Origin of the sequence: Pontibacter locisalis (genome assembly GCF_042684605.1) — a bacterium.
GTDB lineage: Bacteria > Bacteroidota > Bacteroidia > Cytophagales > Hymenobacteraceae > Pontibacter > Pontibacter locisalis.
In genome coordinates this window covers 348,424-365,685 of sequence record NZ_JBHULU010000012.1, presented here as the reverse complement: position 1 = coordinate 365,685, position 17,262 = coordinate 348,424, and the positions used below count along the sequence as shown (strand labels likewise).

Genomic DNA, 17,262 nt, shown 5'->3' with positions numbered 1-17,262 from the left:
GGGGCAATTTTGTTTTGATAGCTTGGAAAGGTTTGTAGCGTATAGTACAAATATGAAGGTAACGTACTCCTTACACAAGCCTAATTTGTACATTTTAGTAACTTATGCAATTCAAAGGTTTATTTTCACTAAATCAATTAGGATACTTTAAATAAATACAAACACGCCAGACATATACAACAGAACATTCAATAAGTAACGTTTATGATTTACTGTAAAAACCACTCCTGCACTTTATCAGAGATTTGAGAAGCAGCACCTCTTTTATTGGGTTTGTTATTAGCATAAGATTATATTTGAACTTGGTTTTAAGCCTGAAAAAAGAACACCTACACAAATGGCGAAAAAAAGACGCAAGTTTACACAGTGTCCAAACTGTGGCTATACCTTTGAAGAAGCCAATAACTACTGCCCCAACTGCGGACAGGAGAATCATGACCTGAATGTACCTGTAAAGCACCTGATAGCAGAGTTCTTTGAAGGCACTTTGCACTTCGACACGAAGGCATGGCGCACGTTAAAGTGCCTGATACTGAGGCCTGGCCTGCTTACTGAGAAGTTTAATATTGGTCAACGGGCTTCCTATGTTCCGCCTTTCAGGCTATACGTGTTCATCAGCTTAATTTTCTTTTTTGTACTGGCGTTAAGCAAAAGCACAGTAACAAAGCAACAAGAAGGCGCTACTACTTTAACTCCTTTCCCGGGTGTAAATATTGGCTCTACTGCACCAGACAGCTTAAGAAACATTGATGTGGCTGCTGTTATAAAAGATTCCGTTGCAGCAAGATTATTAGAGGACTCAGCTACTGCCAAACTAGTTAATAAAGCAGCTGCTTTAAATACAGCTCGCAAGGAAAACCTTAAATGGGCAGAACTAGAAGCTCAAGTCGAAAAATTTGCAGAGGGGGGCGAAGCATCTAAACAGAAGCTTTTGAAGAATACCTCCTTTATGATGTTTCTCCTGATGCCATTCTTCGCTTATCTGCTTTATCTGTTTTACTATAAAAAACGCCGGAACTATGTAGAGCACCTGATGTTCTCCATTCACCTGCACACATTCTACTTCCTGTTGATCATAGCTGCAGTCGTGACAGCCTTTATCTTCCCTGACTTAGACCTGACGGGAGTGGTTATCTTTATCATGCTGCTTTACCTGTATTTTGCTCTAAAGCAGGTTTATAAGACATCGTATGTGGGCACATTCCTAAAACTTATCCCGATAAGTTTTACCTATGTTTTAACCCTTACAATTTTCTTACTGGGAACACTCGCCATTAGCATTCTATTAAGCTAGCACTTCACCTATACTTTTATGCAAACCACCACCTGGAACAAACTTATTTCCAAGAAGCGCTTCGAATCAACAGACGCAAAATACACTTCTGATGAATCGGTACGAGGGGAATTCCAACGGGACTACGACCGGATTGTATTTTCATCTGCTTTCCGAAGACTGCAAAATAAAACACAGGTAATGCCTATGCCCGAGAGTGATTTTGTGCACACCCGCCTCACGCACAGTCTGGAGGCATCGGTAGTGGGCCGATCATTGGGACGGATTGTAGGCAAGAGCATATTGGAGAGACACCCTCAGCTAGCTCAGGAGAAAAATATACAGGAAGCTGATTTCGGAGACATAGTGGCGGCAGCTTGTTTAGCGCATGACATAGGCAATCCGCCTTTCGGCCACTCCGGCGAAGATGCCATTTCCTCCTATTTCCAGAGCGATGAGGCACAGCCATACTTAGCCACTCTTTCCGAAGCTGAAAAAGCAGACCTGCACCGGTACGAAGGTAATGCGGCAGGTTTCAGGGTTTTAACTTACACGTATCCTACACACTGCAACCTACCCGGCGGCCTTAGCCTTACCTATACCACTCTGGCCACCTTTACCAAGTATCCAAAAGAATCACTACCTATCATCCTCAACACTAAAAGCACCAGCGAAAAGAAGTATGGCTTCTTTCAGACCGAGAAAGCCTGGTTTCAGAATATTGCACAGGAGCTGGGCCTGCTCAAAAAAGGGCAAGCCGGAGAAGTGTTCTACCACCGGCATCCTTTGGCTTTCTTAGTCGAGGCAGCCGATGATATCTGCTACCGCATCATAGACTTTGAGGATGGACTTAAGCTGGGGCTGGTGCCGCAGGAAGAAGGCTTAAACCTGTTGCGCCAGATTCTGAATGATGATCCGGAACGTAAATCAAGCCTTACGTTTTATGACTGGCGCGAGGAAATAGGTTATCTGAGGGCTCGAATAATTGGGAAGTTGATAGACGAGACAACTTCGGTTTTCCTGCAACATGAGCAGGAGATTTTAGCGGGCACATACGACAAACCTCTCATCAATGAACTGGATTGTAAGCCTGTGCTCGATAAGATCAGAGACTTGTCTGTGAGACTTATTTATCAGAACAGGCCGGTGCTGGAAATAGAAGCTGCAGGTTTTGAAGTATTGGGCGGCTTACTGGATGCAGGCATAAAAGCAGTATTCAAACCTGACTCTAAACACCACCGGAAGCTAGCTGCACTTATTCCACCTCAGTACCTGGAGCTGCCTGATACGGCCACAGACTATGACCGCATCATCCACATAACAGACTTCGTCACTAGCCTTACCGATCAGGCCGCACTGGGACTATATCGAAAAATTAAAGGTATAGAGTTGCCAAAGATGTACTAGTGAAACAGCATGTTCAAAGATAAACTCAAAAGAGCTGACCTGCTTCTATTACTATTCTTTGTTGCTTGTTGTGCCGCTGTTGTTCTTAGAGTTCATGTGGAGGCAACAGGATACATTAGTCCAGACTCAGAGTACTATTTAGAGGCGGCCCGGAGTTTTATGGCTGGAGAGAAGTTCATAATTCGTGATCTTTATGGCCTACACAGAGGTATAGTAGACGCCAAAGTATATTTTGCTCAGTGGCCTATAGGATATCCTTTTTTAATTGCTTCAGTATCTTGGGTAAGTGGACTAAACCTGTTCTGGGCATCTAAGGCAGTTAATTTGCTATTTGCCGGGCTGGGTTTTTGTCTAATGCGTTATTTAAACAGAGCATACTCGTTTGTGCTGGCATCTGTTTATGCCGCCTTCACAGTTTTGGAAATGTACTCCTACACTTGGTCAGAGTGCGTTTTTCTATTCGGCTGCCTGCTGTTTGTAGTTCTTCTTTACAAGATTTACACCACCAGCAATCTTCTTTTAGTATACTTGCTTTTAGCTGTAGCAGGTTTTTTATTCCTGAACCGGTACATTGGCTTTTTTGTGGGTGGTCTTACTCTAATGCTCGCCATCCTCACCAGGTTAGAAAATAGGAAAAACCTGAGCAATCATCTTTTTACAGCTTTTCTCTTAAATGTAGCCTTTGTATGGGGCTATGTTCTTAGCAATTACCAGATAGCTGGTTATGACACAGATGCACAGCGACTGACTGCAGACATGGAAAGCCCGCCGGAAGTTATTTGGATGTCCCTAAAAGGATTAACTATAGAATTGTTCTTGATCCGGAAATACTACCTGCAAAATACAATTGATGCGCTTACTTTGATTCTTATGGCCTTGCAGCTTTCAGTATTCGGTTATATTCTATACAGTCTAAGAAAGCAGACTAACGCTATAACTGCTGCATTCAAAGGCAATTTATTATCTCACTTGGCTATACTGACAGCTTCTGCATACCTGGTGGTGCTGGTCTTTTTAAGAACCATTTCACAGTTTGACCCACCTAACTACCGCCTGCTGTCTCCTTTTACATTCCTTATGTTATTTGCAGTAGTAAATTATGTTGTGGCCTTGCCTGATGGAATTAACGGAGCAAAGCGAGCAAAATATGTTCTCTTTGTTTTTTTCCTGCTTTCGTTGCTAATGAACCTGCCAAAGGTTTATCTTCTGTCTAAACTGAGCTAAGAAGTGCGGAGACTGTCAAAGCAAAAAAATCTATCAGCAACGGACAGAGTTTCCGACTTACTGCTTTTCTTGCTTTACCTTGCTGTTGCTGCTGCTATACTTTTTAGAGTAGGCATAGAAAGTACAGGCTATCTCAGTCCCGACTCCAGAGCTTATCTGGGGCTAGCTCAAAGTCTCTTAGATGGGCCTGGCTTTTACACCCTTAGTGAGCACGATAATAACTGGCGCTACTTTACTATATGGCCTGTGGGTTACCCTGTTCTCATTTTTATACTCGCCAAGGCAAGCGGACTTACTGTTTTTTGGGCTTCTAAAGTTTTAAATTTAATCTTATTAGGCTGTGGTTTTCTGTTACTCCGCCAGACCTATCGCCCTTATTCATTCATTTTGGCATCTGTGTACGGTGCTTATACTTTTCTTGAAGTCTACAGTTTTAGCTGGTCTGAAGCTCCCTTTCTATTAGGGGTTCTAATGCTGGCTTATTTAACTGATCAGGTATTGCGAAAACCTCATAGTATGCGGCTAGTAATATATATTTTCTTCTGCTGTCTTTTCTTGTTTCTGACACGGTACGTTGGTGCTTTCTCCTTTAGTATACCTGCTCTGCTTAGCCTGCACTTCCTTTACAAGCGACAACCAAGGGTAGGAATAGTATTTGGAACAGCAACAACTTTATTAGTCATATTTGCGGCTTCTTACCTGTATATAAACTATAAATTTAGTGGCTACATTACAGGGATTAATAGGCTCGCAGAGGAGACAGAAAATACAACTATTTTTTTGCTCATGCTGTTGCAGGGACTTACTAACGAACTTTTCATAATCCGGAAGTTCAGAAGCGCCAGTCAACCTGATTTCCTCTTTTATTTAACAACAGCCATTCAGCTAACAGTACTACTATACATCTATAATAGTATTAAGAAGGTTGGAGACCTTAGATATATTTTCAACAGCTTCTCACTTATTTGCTTTGTTATAGCTGCTTTATACTTTACTACCATACTTACATTACGCCAGATATCCCACTTTGATGACTTGGACTACAGGCTGCTCTCTCCCGCTTCCTTTTTAGTAATTATAGCCTTGATCAATATTTTAGTTACTCTGCCAGAGCAACACATAACTATAGTATGGGCAAAATACATGGTCTTTGCCTTCTTCATCCTATCCCTACTGCTCAATTTACCTAAAGAGTACATCCTGAGCCACTTTAAACAGATGCTCTGATTGCTCCGGCACATTCTGTTTCTTCATATTATCGTCAGCTATTGAACCTGCATATTTTCGTCTACAAAATAGCTAAGTTCATCTGCATACATACCAGTTCTGCCGAATCTACAGGTTTTGCAGCCACTAAAGTGATATCTTGGCAGTAAGTAGAGATGATTTCATCTTGCTAACATCGGAAAAACTAATTCAGAACACTTCCTAAACAAATAATTACCCCATGAAAAGAAAGCTTTTTTTCTGCCTTTTGTGGTGTGTTACCAGCTTTGCAGCAGTAGCACAAACCAAAGGCAATAAGATTGAATTTACAGAGTACACCCTCCCGAACGGACTGCACGTTATTCTTCACCAGGACAAGTCTACGCCTAACGTGGCTGTATCAGTGCTTTACCATGTAGGCTCCAAAAATGAAGTGGAAGGCCGCTCTGGCTTTGCACACTTCTTCGAGCACCTGATGTTTGAGGGTACCGAAAACATTGACCGCGGTGAGTACAGTTCTCTTGTGCAGAAAGCCGGTGGGGCGTTGAACGCAAATACATCTTTCGACCGCACATACTATTATGAGCTGTTACCCTCTAATCAATTAGCATTGGGCCTGTGGTTAGAAGCTGAGCGCATGAAACATGCTAAGATTGATGAAACAGGCGTAGAAACACAGCGGAAAGTTGTGCAGGAAGAAAAGCGCGAGCGCATCGACAACCAGCCTTACGGCTCTATGGGTGAGAACGTATTTGCCCTTGCCTACAAAGAGCACCCGTACAAAACAATGCCGATTGGTTCTTTCGAGGACCTGAACGCCGCGAGCATAGATGAATTCCGTGATTTCTACAAAACCTTCTATGTGCCGAACAACGCTACACTTTCCGTGGCCGGCGATATCAACATTGAGGAGACCAAGAAGATGATCGAGAAGTACTTTGGCGGCATCTCGAAAGGCACTAAAGAGATTCCTCGCCCAAATGTGGTAGAGCCAAAGCAGACGGAAGAGCGCCGCAAGATAGTTTATGATAATATACAGCTACCTGCTGTAATTCAGGCTTACCATATCCCAGCACAGGGTACTGAGGATTATTACGCCTTATCTATGCTTACTACCCTTCTTTCTGGTGGTGAAAGCGCTCGTTTGCCAAAATCATTGGTTGACAAACAGCAGAAGGCTGTTGCAGCAGGTTCTGTTCCCTTCCCAACGGAAGACCCAGGCTTGTTTTTAACTTTCGCCATTGCCAACATGGGTGTAGAAGTTGATGAACTGGAAAAAGCTATGAACAAGGAGATTGAGCGCGTGAAAACGGAACAGCTTTCTGATCGTGAGTTCCAAAAACTACGCAACCAGATAGAAAGCAATTTTGTGCAGCAGAACAGCACTGTGGCTGGCCGTGCCGAAAGTTTAGCTAACTACCACGTTTACTTTAAAGATGCCAACCTCATCAACACGGAACTTCAGCGCTACATGAACGTGACTAAAGAAGACATCACGCGCGTTGCCAATGAGTATCTGACCAAAAATAACCGTGTGGTATTGCATTACCTGCCAAAATCAGCACAAAACAAATAACTAAGACTCCATCTGAATCATGATAAAGAAATTATATAGTACCGTAATTCTGGCTCTGGCATTTGTTTATGTAGCGCCAGCCCAAACAAAACAAACCCCGCCACCACCAGGGCCTGCCCCTAAAATAGAGTTGGGCGAATATGAGCACTTTACGCTAAAGAATGGGCTAAAAGTGTATGTAGTAGAAAACCATAAGATGCCGGTGGTATCCATGTCTTTGGTTTTAGACAGAGATCCCATCCTGGAGGGCGATAAAGCAGGTTATGTACAGGCAGCCGGCCAAATGATGCGCACCGGCACCAAGAACCGCACCAAAGATCAGTTTGACGAGCAGGTAGACTTCATCGGTGCTAACCTCGGCTTTTCTTCTACTGGTTTTACCGCGTCTTCGCTTAAGAAACACTTGCCTACATTGTTGGATCTCACAACGGACGCTCTGATGAACCCAAAGTTCACACAGGAGGAACTGGATAAGATCAAAAAACAGATGAAGGCAAATTTGGCACAGTCTAAGGATAATCCTGATGCTATTGCCAGCCGCACACGTAATCTGGTGCTTTATGGCGAGTCTCATCCTTACGGCGAAATAATGACAGAAGAGACTGTAGACAACATCACGCTGCAGGACATTCAGAACTACTACAACACTTATTATAAGCCAAATATTGGCTACCTGGCTGTGGTAGGAGATGTAAAGCCAAAAGAGGTTAAAAAGCTCCTGAAAAAGTCCTTTGCAAAGTGGGAGAAGGGTGAGGTAAAAGATGTTAACTACGACTTACCCAAGAAGCCAGAGCAGACACAGGTAGTGATTGTAGATCGTCCTAGCTCAGTGCAAAGTTCATTGATATTAACTAACCCAGCTGAACTAAAGCCTGGCGCTGAAGATGCTGTAGCAGCTTCATTGATGAATAACATTTTAGGCGGTGGCATGGACTCTCGTCTTTTCAAGAACCTTCGCGAGACCCATGGATATACTTATGGGGCTTACTCTTCGATCAATAACGACGAAATCCTGGGCCGGTTCAACGCTTCAGCCAATGTGCGTAACGCTGTGACAGATAGCGCTGTGGTAGAGTTCATGAAGGAGCTGAACAAGATGCGAAACGAGCGTGTAACTGATGCAGAACTACGTGATGCTAAAGCTTATGTGATGGGTAGCTTTGGGCGTGGCCTGGAGAATCCTGCCACTGTAGCTGTTTATGCGATCAATACGGCACGCTATGGCCTTCCAGAGGATTACTATGCAAACTACCTGAAAAAAGTAGAGGCGGTAACTGCAGAAGATGTGCAGCGCGTGGCTCAGAAATATATCCAGCCGGACAATATGTACATTCTGGCAGTAGGTAATGCAGGTGAGGTAGCCGATAAACTACAGAAGTTCGACAAAGACGGTAAGATCGACTACTACAGCACAACTGGCGAGAAAGTAGATCGTGCAGCCATGGGCGTACCTGCCGGCTTAACAGCCGACCAGGTAATCTTGGATTACATTAAAGCAATTGGCGGCAAAGCAAACATCGAGAAGCTGAAAGACATTACCGTTACCAGCAACGCCTCTATTCAGGGTATGCCACTTACTTTTATTCAGCAGCAGAAGGGCAATGACAAGTTTGCCATTCAGGTACTTATGAACAACAACCCGATGCAGCGTGTGATCATCAATGGTGATAAAGGCAAGATGGAAGCGCCAATGCAGGGCGTAAATAAGGAAATGACAGCTGAAGAGCTGAAAACCCAGAAACTGGAGGCAAACCTGTTCTCAGCTTTGCAGTATGACAAATTAGGCATCAAAACAGAGTTGAAGGGTATGGAGAAAGTAGATGGTAAAGATGCTTATGCCGTTGAGGTAACTTCGCCAAACGGACAAAAATCAACTCACTATTTTGCTAAGGATTCCGGCCTGCGCCTGAAAGAAGTAAATAACCTTCAAGGACCACAGGGGGTAGTGACTCAAACGAAGAACTACAGCAACTACAAAGAGGTGAATGGAGTGAAATTTCCTTATGTGGTTGAGACTACTGTTGGCCCGCAAGTGATTAAAGCTGAAGTACAAAAAGTTGAAGTAAACAAAGGCCTGAGCGACGATACGTTTAAGCTGTAAGTATAATTTTATACTTTGATATTAGAAGAGGCTAGCCAGATTGGTTAGCCTCTTTTGTTTAAAGAACTAGTATTGGCTGCTTTTCCTGGAGCTAACCGTAATATCACCTGCTATTTCGTAGCTTTATACTTTTAATACATCTTCGGAAACAAACCTTGAGCCTGAATTTACTTGCCATTGCCGATCTGCTTTCCTTTTCACAGGGGGTGCTCCTTGGAATACTTTTTCTAAGCAACTCCAAAGGGAACCGACATGCCAATATTTTGCTCGGCCTTTTTCTGCTTTTGTTTAACTTTGGTTCGCTTCACAGCTTCTTCCTAAGTTCGGGGCTAGTAGATCAACATAAATGGCTGCTTGGTTTCCCATCTCTATTTGTGTTTTGGTTTGGGCCACTGTTATACTTCTACACTAGTTCAGTTGCCACGAATAATTTTACCTGGAAACGCTCCTACAATTGGTGGTTTGTTCCGGCAGCAGCGGAACTGCTTGGCAATTTCATACTCCTGAGCTTAGGCACCGAGCAACTTTTCAAACTTGCTTACAACGAATACTTTACCTGGGGAGCAGCCATTCACAGCTTCGCAGCCAGTCTTTTTTCTATCTACTTTACATTCCGCTCCCTGAGTCTCATTAAGAGCTCTGCAGGTCTGTCTGCTATAAAACAGAGGTGGCTGAAGTATATTCTATACTACTTTATGGGGCGATTTGTGTTCTGGTCGCTATACTTTGTCCTTGTACTTGTCCAGTCTTACGAAGTAATACAGTACACACCTGAGGTTATTAGCTTTTTTGCTCTAATGGATTTTATAGCTGTGTTTGCTATCAGCATTTTCAGTTTTAAGCACATGCATGAAATCCACACCATTCAAAAAGAAGCTCCTTATACGTTAAGCCCTGAACAGGAAACATTATACTTTAACAACCTGCTGCGCCTGATGAAGCAGGAGAGACTATATCGCAAAAGCGACCTTAAACTTAATGAAGTAGCATCTTTACTTCAGACTAACGTGAAATATGTTTCGCAACTTATTAAGCTTCGCACAGGCCACAGTTTCACCAGTTTTATCAACACCTACAGAATAGAAGAAGTCAAGAGCCGCATTCTGGATGAGCAGTTCCGACACCTGACCATCATTGCCATAGCCGAAGACTGCGGCTTCAACTCAAAAGCGACCTTTAACAGAGTTTTTAAAGAGATGGAGGGCACATCGCCGAAGGCATACCGCGAGCAGCACCTGAAGCAGGTGTTTTAAGAGTATCACTTTCAGAAAATGGGCTATACTGGCTTTGAAAACAGCTTTCTTTGAGATTAGTACCTGTTATGTTTGTGTGATTATACTTCTTTATCACCTGATAAAACACAAACATGAAAGGCTTCTGGTTATTAATTGCAGGCTTACTTCTACTTCCTGCTATCGCACTGGCACAACCCAACACAATCAAACTAAAAGGCATTACCGTTGATGCTGCCAACCATATACCTTTACCTTTTGTAAGTTTGGGCCTGAAAGGCACCGACCTTGGCACTGTTAGCACTAGCAACGGCGAATTTGAGTTATCTGTAGCTGAAAAACACGTCTCAGACACAGTCGTAATTTCCATGGTAGGGTACATGCAATTACGGTACACCGTGAAAGAGCTGTCTCAGCTGCTCAAGGCCAACCCACAAATACCCATGGAGGCTGCGACTTATACTTTAAATGAGGTTGAGGTAACAAGCAAGAAACTAAGAACCGTAACGCTGGGCAACAAAGCTACTCCAGCCGGTGTCGGCATGACTCCTTTTAAGTTCAGCAACCTGGGCAATGAAATTGGGTTACTGTGCAAGGTAAAAGGCAAAACAACGTACTTGGAGGAATTTAACGTGGACATCTTCCTGAATGACTACGACACACTTTTCTTTAGGCTGAACATTTATACTGTAGAAAATGGCTTGCCAAAAGATAACATCCTACACGAGCCTGTCTACCTCAAGTTTACCGGAAAGAAAGGGAAAGCAAATATAAACCTGCAACCCTACAACCTTGTGGTAAACGAAGACTTTGTTGTTAGCCTAGAATATGTCAAGAGACTTAAGAAGGTAGACCTAACCCGAAAAGAGCAGTCTGGTTTATACTTTGGAGCCAGGAAAGCTTTCGGCGGTACTGTATTTACCCGAACCGCCAGCCAGGCCGACTGGAATATAATCAGTAGCGGCCTGTTTGCACCTAAGATGGCGGTAGAGGCAAAAAGCCAGTAATATACCAACACGAGGGGCAATCAAATCTAGAAGAGATTCCTACTTTTTTAGAGTTATTGTATAAAGACTGCACTGCATAGATATAGTATGAGCAAACTTAAAAAGACGGTAAAGTGGACACTGTATGTCCTGCTTGCCGCATTGGTTGCATTCTTTTTTGAGAGAATGTGGGTGCTACACCTGCAGCGGGAGATTGCGCCACAAATAGCTGCACACATTGCCCCGTTAGATTTTTCGGGCACCAGCAGGGATACAGCAGCTTTTCACGAATCCTTGTACAAGATCGTGGACGATAAGTCTATCTTAGGCTTTGGAGAGGCTACGCACGGGACGGCAGAATTTGAAAGAGCCTTTGCCCTCATCACTAAAAAGCTTATCCGGGAGAAGGGATTTAATGTGGTGGTATTTGCGGAGATGAACTTCGCCGATACGTGGGCACTCAACCACTACGTACTGCAAAACCTAGAAGGAGACGAAGCAGGACTTCATACGCCACACGCATTCCTGCAGGAGGACAGGATACAGCTGATAGAATGGATTCGTGCCTACAACAGCGATAAGCCGCCGCACGAAAAGGTGTGGTTCCTTGGAGCGGATGTGAATACGCCCAATGAGGCGGCTCGTAACGCACTCTTGTACTGTGAAGAGAACAATATCACTCTCCCCTCCGAAACACACCAGGCGCTGACAGCTGTCAAGGAGTTCCCGCTATATAGCGTATCACAACACACTCGTCAGATAACCCCTTTGGAGGATATCCTGAACAAGATACAACCGCTTTACAGGTTGATACAGCAAGGCAACCACCAACAGGATAGCCTAAACCTGAAACAACTATGGCTGTACCAAAGCATCACTAACCTAAATCATGCCCTTAGGTCCTACTACGCTGCAAGCCATTCGCAAGACTCCTTCAGGGATTCTACTATGTACAGTAACATAAAGTGGGTTTTGAAGCAAAGGCCGGAGGCGAAAATGCTTGTGTACGCACATAATGTGCACATTGCGAAGAAGGTTGGCTACAAAGATATTTCTCCTGGTATTGCTCGTCTAGGATGGCACCTCAACCAACATCACCGGGATAAGTATGCGGTCATCGGCACTGAAGCTTGGAAAGGGAGATACATCTATTCTGAGAAAGAGGAGGTTACTACCATTGCTAAAAAAATGGGTAAGATAGGTACAGCCATAGCCAAGGCAACAAACTCTCCTGCCGGCCTGCTGCACCTGAATGCGACGCCAGCGCTAAGGGAGTTCTTTAACCGAAGTCACACCATCTCGATGGGTATTGCCTCTCCCGCACCCATGTACTCTCGCACTGAAGATCTGGCAGAAGCCTTTGATGGAGTTTTCTACATCAGAGAATCCACTCCTCTTCAGGTCAGGAAGCTGTATGGTTTCAACATGGAACTGGAGCTGGACAAGGAAAGACATCGCGATTTGCTACAGGGCAACACCCTCAGGATCTCCTGTACGACCTCCTACAGCACCCTAAATACCTATCAGGCCAAGAAAGGAGTAGAACTTTCTATTAATTACCTGAATGAGGATCAGGAACTAATAGACTACGAAGCAACACAACTATTGCCTGAAGAGAAACTTACTAAAATACTCTCCCCTCCGGATGGCACGGCTTACATCCGGTTACGCTTCTCCGGAACCAAAGTAAAAGACTTTTCTCTAACTGACTTTACCATGAATGGTGTTCCGGTGCGGCATCAAGACATCATACTTTATGGGGAGCGCTACAAGCGATGCTCAAGCAAGAAATTTTATCAACCAGAAAGTGAATCAATACACATAAGCCTTTTGAAGTAAGAATTAGGGCTTAATGTGACATTCTTTTAAAACATTGAAAATTTAACTCAGAATTTAGGTACTCCACTTCACTTATAATCTGCGATATAAGTTGACAACCTACTAGTTGAGCTGAATTTGCAATCAAAATGCATAGTAATGAAATTTAACATAGCTCAGTAAAAGACATTTAAACTAAATTAATCTATGGCTTTAGTTTTACACATAATCACAATGCTGGTTTTCTATTATGCTTATCATTATAGGTTTCACAGCCTATATAATAGGTTCATGGGAACCCCACTTCATGCTAAAGCATGGGTGTGGGTATATATTAAAGCTTTACTGTTAATCGTGGTGGTTCCTTATATATGTGCTGAGTCTATAATGATGGCTATCATGCCTATTGAGGATTGGAGTTATAATCGCACCATTGTGTTACTGCCACACTACTTCAACTTAGTTATAGATCGCAGAATAAATTCCTTCATTAGAAACATCTTTAAACTATAGTTTATACCGAAGGAAAATCTATGTTATTTGCTAGAGCTTCTAGGCAGATGCCAAAGCTTATAGCAGGTTAAACAAAACGCTGCCCAATAACACCTATAGTGCATTATGGTGCACTATAGCCAAGCCACCCTCTAAAACAGCTCTCCCTGCACCGGTTGTATAATCTTCCTGGGAGGGATCAGATCAAAACCACAAGCCTTATTCAGCTTCTCAATCAGGTAAGCTGCCAGTTCCGGGGCTAAGGTATTATCAGGCTCATGCACGAAAAAGTATAGTTGCTGTAAGCCACTATCAAACCATACTTTCAGGCGCTCTACCCAGGCATCAATGCGGGAGTAATCCGTTGGATGTAAACCATTGCCTACAAAGCGTATCATGGCAGAAGGCGTGGTGAGGCGCATGTGCAGCACATCGCGGCGTCCGGCCACATCCGTTAGTACGGTTCCAACTCTGTACTTCTCCAGCACCTCAAAAAGCTCCAGGCTTGCCACGTTATCCACAAACCAATCGGGGTGGCGCAGCTCAACAGTAACAGGTATGCTTTCAGGGATAAAGGTAAGGAAAGCCTCCAGGTCGGGTAGCTGACTAGGCGCAAAGTATGGCGGCAACTGCAGAAAAGAACTTCCCAGCTTCTCCTCCAGCCCCGCAATGGACTCACAAAAAGCAGCCGTTACATCCTGTGTGCTGCGCAAGGCAGCCTCGTGGCTGATGAGCTGCGGAAACTTTGGACAGAACTTAAATCCCCGCGGCACCATGTTTCGCCAGCGGTCAATTGTGTCGGGGCTGGGAATGTGGTAGTGCGTGCTGTTAAGTTCAATGGTATTGAACTGCTTGCCATACCATAGTAGAGACTCCTTTTCTGGCATCCCAACAGGGTAGTATTTTCCCACCCAAGCCTTGTTCACCCACACAGGCAACCCTACATAAGCCTGGGGCTTCAGATAACTACCGGAGCGCTTTAGCAACGGCAGTGTATCAGGGTGATTTGGGGGCAGCTTAAAGTCTACGTGGCTGACATCTTGTAGCTTTCCGAAATCCATACCTTTAATTTGTAAGAGTCTATACGAGCCTGCTTAAGCATAGGAGCAAAACTGTACGGTGTTACGGTCTCCGTTTTCAAAATATTCAGGAATATTCGATTTTTTTAACTGATTTTCCCTTGGTCATAAAAAAAAATTTAATTATTTTTTATAGGCTATTTTCTATACAGAAATCATTAAAAAAAATAGCCTTAAATGCTTTAAAAGCAGCTTTTACAAAAATCTGACTTATAGCAAATTTTGCATCTCCACCTGTATCCCCCCACATCCTGCATGCAATAATCGCCTAAAACGCCTCGTTTGCAAAATATTCCGTAACTTTGCGGCTTCATCAACTAATTAATGATATGATAAATAATAGAAAGTGCTACCTATTTACAGTAATCATTCTTCTATTTATTGGCATTCATCAACCAATTTTCGCACAGAACCAGGACATCCAAACCGGAGAAGCTTCGTGGTACGGAAGCAGATATCACGGTAGAAAAACCAGCAGCGGTGAACCCTTCAACAAGAACGACATGACCGCCGCTCACAAAACACTTCCTTTCGGCACGAAAGTGAAAGTCACTAACCTCGACAATGACGAATCAGTTATTGTGCGCATCAACGACAGAGGCCCTTTTGTAGGTGACCGTATCATTGATGTTTCAGAGGCAGCGGCACGAAAGCTGCAATTCCGCGGCAAAGGCATTGGCAATGTAAAAGTAGAGATACTTGAATTGCCAGGAGACTATGCATCAACTGATGCCGGCTTCTTCACAATTCAGACGGGTACTTATGCGAATTACAAAAACGCACAGCAACTTACGGCAAAGCTAAAGGCGTTTGATAAGCACCTGAGGGTTGAGCTAATAGAAGAGCAAGTAAAAGGCAAAAAGGTCCATCTCATCAGAGCAGGTCGTTTTGACAACCGCCAGGAAGCAGAGGCTTTTAATGAACTTTTGAAGGAAGAAGGACTTTCTGGTTTAGTAAAAGAGGCATAGCCTAACTTCTAGTAACCTATAGAAAAAGCGCAGGATCTGGTAAAGGTTCTGCGCTTTTTGCGTTTTTACACCTGCTGCCTTTATAGAAGGCAAGCGGTTGTTCATCTATAAAAACCAGCTATTGAGCTTATAGTCAGTGGTTGCACTTTGATTTACAAAACAGATTTGTTATACTTAGTTACCCAAAACTAAACTTAACAAATTTTAACCTAACCGACTAAACTTTGAAACGACGACACTTTATTGAATTATCAGCGCTGGGATTCGGAGGCTTAATGATGCCTTCCATTCCTGTGTTCGGTGATATCATTTCGCCAGAGCGAGCGCTTGAGACTGTTGATGTAGCCTTAAAAAAGCGCCTTGCCGACGTCGCCCTGAATACTGCCAAATCAAAAGGTGCTAACTATGCTGATGTACGGATTGGCCGTTATCTGCAGCAATACGTCTTCACCCGCGAGAAGCAAGTGCAGAATATTGTAAACGCAGAGTCCTTTGGTGTAGGCGTACGTGTATTGGCGAACGGCACGTGGGGCTTTGCCGCCACCTCTGACGTATCAGATAAAGGTGTCGCAAAAGCTGCTGAACAAGCTGTGGCCATTGCTAAAGCCAATTCCAAGCTCCAGAAGGAGCCTGTTAAATTGGCTCCAGTTCCTGGTTATGGCGAAGTAAGCTGGAAAACGCCAATCGAGAAGAGCGCTTTCGAAGTGCCTGTTGGTGAGAAAGCTGACCTGCTTTTAGCTGCCAACGCCGCTGCCATGGATAATGGCGCAAACTTCGTAAACTCTGCCCTGTTCCAGGTGAACGAGCAAAAATACTTTGCTTCCACAGAGGGCTCATACATAGATCAGGACATCCACCGCATCTGGCCAAACTTTACCGTAACGGCTGTTGATAAAGCGTCCGGCAAGTTTAAAACCCGCGAGGCACTGAGCGCGCCTATGGGTATGGGCTGGGAATACATGGTTCCAAAGGCCTCTGAAAAGATAAAAGGTCCGGAGGGCACAGGTTTGATGGGCTACCGCTATGCCTATGATATGCTGGAAGATGCCGCTCTGGCTGCCAAGCAAGCCCGCGAAAAATTAACAGCTAAATCAGTACAGGCAGGCAAATATGACCTTGTACTGGATCCGAACCACCTTGGTCTTACTATCCATGAATCTGTTGGCCACCCGCTGGAGCTGGACCGCGTGCTAGGCTATGAAGCTAATTATGCTGGAACCTCATTTGCCACTTTGGATAAGTGGAAGTCTAAGAACTTTAAGTATGGCTCTGATAAGGTGAATATCTTCGCCGATAAAATACAGCCAGGATCACTAGGCTATGTTGGCTGGGATGATGAAGGTGTGAAAACGAAGAAGTGGGATCTGATTAAAGATGGTGTGCTGGTAAACTATCAGGCTATCCGGGATCAGGCGCACATTATTAACGAGCCGGAATCGCATGGCTGCTGCTATGCCGACAGCTGGAGCTCGGTGCAGTTCCAGCGTATGCCAAATGTATCGCTGGCGCCGGGCAAAGAGAAGATGAACGTGGATCAGTTGATAAGTGGTGTGGACAAAGGTATTTATATTGCAGGCCGTGGCTCTTACTCTATCGATCAGCAGCGCTACAACTTCCAGTTTGGCGGTACTACCTTCCACGAGATCAAGAACGGTAAAATAGTTGGCCCACTAGAGGATGTGGCTTACCAAAGCAACACCCAGGAGTTCTGGAACTCCTGCGCCGGCTCCTGCGACGAAAGCGATTACCGTCTGTTCGGCTCGTTCTTCGATGGAAAAGGACAGCCGAGCCAGGTTAGTGCGGTATCACACGGCTCTGCCCACACCCGCTTTAACGGTGTGAACGTGATCAACACAGCGCGTAAAATCTAGTCTTTCACCTTCTAATGAGCATTAAGTAA

At 44.2% G+C, this 17,262-nt stretch carries 13 protein-coding genes; 12 read left to right on the top strand and 1 reads right to left on the bottom strand.

What is annotated here, in order from left to right:
* The first annotated feature begins 337 nt into the window (after positions 1–337).
* From ACFSRY_RS09650 to ACFSRY_RS09605, 10 genes are all read left to right on the top strand, one after another.
* Positions 338–1,294 carry a DUF3667 domain-containing protein gene (locus ACFSRY_RS09650; protein WP_377506067.1) on the top strand — a complete coding sequence of 319 codons (957 nt, stop codon included), beginning with the start codon at positions 338–340 and terminating at the stop codon, positions 1,292–1,294.
* 18 nt (positions 1,295–1,312) lie between these two features.
* Complete coding sequence (gene dgt / locus ACFSRY_RS09645) at positions 1,313–2,680, top strand: dGTP triphosphohydrolase (protein WP_377506064.1); 1,368 nt, start codon at positions 1,313–1,315, stop codon at positions 2,678–2,680.
* A gap of 9 nt (positions 2,681–2,689) precedes the next feature.
* On the top strand, positions 2,690–3,904 hold the full coding sequence (locus ACFSRY_RS09640) for a hypothetical protein (RefSeq protein ID WP_377506061.1): 1,215 nt from the start codon (positions 2,690–2,692) through the stop codon (positions 3,902–3,904).
* A 3-nt stretch (positions 3,905–3,907) separates the two neighbouring features.
* Entirely contained in the window at positions 3,908–5,131 is a 1,224-nt protein-coding gene (locus tag ACFSRY_RS09635) for a hypothetical protein (protein ID WP_377506058.1), read from the top strand.
* 220 nt (positions 5,132–5,351) lie between these two features.
* Positions 5,352–6,686: a M16 family metallopeptidase gene (locus ACFSRY_RS09630; RefSeq protein WP_377506055.1), complete on the top strand. Its 1,335-nt coding sequence runs from the start codon at positions 5,352–5,354 to the stop codon at positions 6,684–6,686.
* A gap of 19 nt (positions 6,687–6,705) precedes the next feature.
* On the top strand, positions 6,706–8,787 hold the full coding sequence (locus tag ACFSRY_RS09625) for a M16 family metallopeptidase (protein ID WP_377506052.1): 2,082 nt from the start codon (positions 6,706–6,708) through the stop codon (positions 8,785–8,787).
* Between the two features lie 155 nt (positions 8,788–8,942).
* Positions 8,943–10,040 carry a helix-turn-helix domain-containing protein gene (locus tag ACFSRY_RS09620; protein WP_377506049.1) on the top strand — a complete coding sequence of 366 codons (1,098 nt, stop codon included), beginning with the start codon at positions 8,943–8,945 and terminating at the stop codon, positions 10,038–10,040.
* A 113-nt stretch (positions 10,041–10,153) separates the two neighbouring features.
* On the top strand, positions 10,154–11,026 hold the full coding sequence (locus ACFSRY_RS09615; RefSeq protein WP_377506047.1) for a carboxypeptidase-like regulatory domain-containing protein: 873 nt from the start codon (positions 10,154–10,156) through the stop codon (positions 11,024–11,026).
* Positions 11,027–11,113: 87 nt separating this feature from the next.
* On the top strand, positions 11,114–12,844 hold the full coding sequence (locus tag ACFSRY_RS09610; RefSeq protein ID WP_377506045.1) for an erythromycin esterase family protein: 1,731 nt from the start codon (positions 11,114–11,116) through the stop codon (positions 12,842–12,844).
* Between the two features lie 270 nt (positions 12,845–13,114).
* Entirely contained in the window at positions 13,115–13,336 is a 222-nt protein-coding gene (locus tag ACFSRY_RS09605; RefSeq protein ID WP_377506042.1) for a hypothetical protein, read from the top strand.
* Between the two features lie 131 nt (positions 13,337–13,467).
* On the opposite strand, the gene ACFSRY_RS09600 is transcribed toward ACFSRY_RS09605, so the two are convergent.
* Positions 13,468–14,376 carry a DUF72 domain-containing protein gene (locus tag ACFSRY_RS09600; protein WP_377506039.1) on the bottom strand — a complete coding sequence of 303 codons (909 nt, stop codon included), beginning with the start codon at positions 14,374–14,376 and terminating at the stop codon, positions 13,468–13,470.
* Between the two features lie 347 nt (positions 14,377–14,723).
* Between ACFSRY_RS09600 and ACFSRY_RS09595 the strand changes: the two genes are divergently transcribed.
* Together ACFSRY_RS09595 and ACFSRY_RS09590 are read left to right on the top strand one after the other, a co-directional pair.
* Positions 14,724–15,362: a septal ring lytic transglycosylase RlpA family protein gene (locus ACFSRY_RS09595; protein WP_377506036.1), complete on the top strand. Its 639-nt coding sequence runs from the start codon at positions 14,724–14,726 to the stop codon at positions 15,360–15,362.
* A 224-nt stretch (positions 15,363–15,586) separates the two neighbouring features.
* Entirely contained in the window at positions 15,587–17,233 is a 1,647-nt protein-coding gene (locus ACFSRY_RS09590; RefSeq protein ID WP_377506033.1) for a TldD/PmbA family protein, read from the top strand.
* The last annotated feature ends 29 nt before the right edge of the window (positions 17,234–17,262 follow it).